Source organism: Microbulbifer epialgicus, from assembly GCF_041447265.1.
Taxonomy (GTDB): domain Bacteria; phylum Pseudomonadota; class Gammaproteobacteria; order Pseudomonadales; family Cellvibrionaceae; genus Microbulbifer; species Microbulbifer epialgicus.
The window spans coordinates 1-1,109 of the sequence record NZ_JBGMEK010000235.1; the positions used below are offsets into that span (position 1 = coordinate 1).

General features: G+C 50.9%; 1 protein-coding gene. It reads right to left on the reverse strand.

The genetic code is table 11. The features are described from left to right. Nucleotides 1-77 precede the first annotated feature (77 nt). The coding region (locus ACCI49_RS24740) for a hypothetical protein (RefSeq protein WP_371841927.1) at nucleotides 78-1,109 on the reverse strand (1,032 nt) is incomplete at its 5' end.

A 1,109-nucleotide genomic window follows, 5' to 3' on the forward strand; every position in this document is an offset into this window, starting at 1 on the left:
GCAAAGCCATTTAAATGGACAAAGCCCGCCGGTCAAATCTTGGCTTCCGTAGAGCGTGCAAAACAATCGTTACAGAATTAACCGCATGGACCACTAGCCCTTAGGCCATCCGCCCTCCCCTTGTGCCCATCAATCTCAGCCTCTTGCGTCGGCTTCTCCCCAGCACCAGGGTGAGAGTGTGTCGCAAGGGTGCCAGCCAGAGCTGCTACTACGCCGATTAAATCCTCTAGCACTTTCAGTACATTTAAAGATTCACTGCCCAACCAAACCTTGCCGCCGTCTTTTACTTTGATAATCTGGCGGGCCTTGGCCACTGATTCGCGAATGTTTCCGATTTGTTCCTTTATGTCGCGGCCCACTGAATTATTAATATCACTGGCCGTTGTAATATTTAGATTGTCCAGCGCGGATAAGTTCAGGCCGCCCGCAGATAAGAAACGTAAAGCACCAAGGGCTTCAATTATTTTTACGCCCGCGACCTCTTCCACGGAATGTTCCCGCACCTGTCGGTATTCACTGTCGCAGCTCGCTTTGATTTCGGCGGCCTCAGTAATTCTGCGTAATGATTTTTCGCGTATATCACCGTGGGTTTCCCGGTTCCATTCTCCGCTGGCATTGACTTTTTGCCGCACTGAGTCGCTTTGCTGCCAAATTAAATCCTCACGGTCGAGAGCTGGAACGCCGACTTCACGGGATAACACGGTACGAATAAAGGGCTGGTCTGGTTCGCCATAGGCAAAAGCCAATTCAACCACTGTGCCCGGTTGCGGAAAACCAAAAGCCCCGCGCTCATTGCCGGCGTATTGCAGTGGCAGCGGTACACTACGAAAAATCGGTAAGCGATCATCGGCTTTGCCTTCAGGGGTTAACACCTGCACATCCACCCCATAACGCGGGCGAAATTCTTCTGCCAGCTCCGGCTTTTCCATGGGGTCACTGATCGCTACTACTCTAGCCAATATCGGCAAATGTAAACCACTGTTTATTTCCGGGTAGAGCCGGCTGATTAAGCGCTTTATTTGCTGTTCCACGGATCCGCGCTCCAGGTTAAATTCATAAAATTGCCGGCGAGCGCTACTTTGGTTGCGTAGTGTCCATTTAAAAAAACA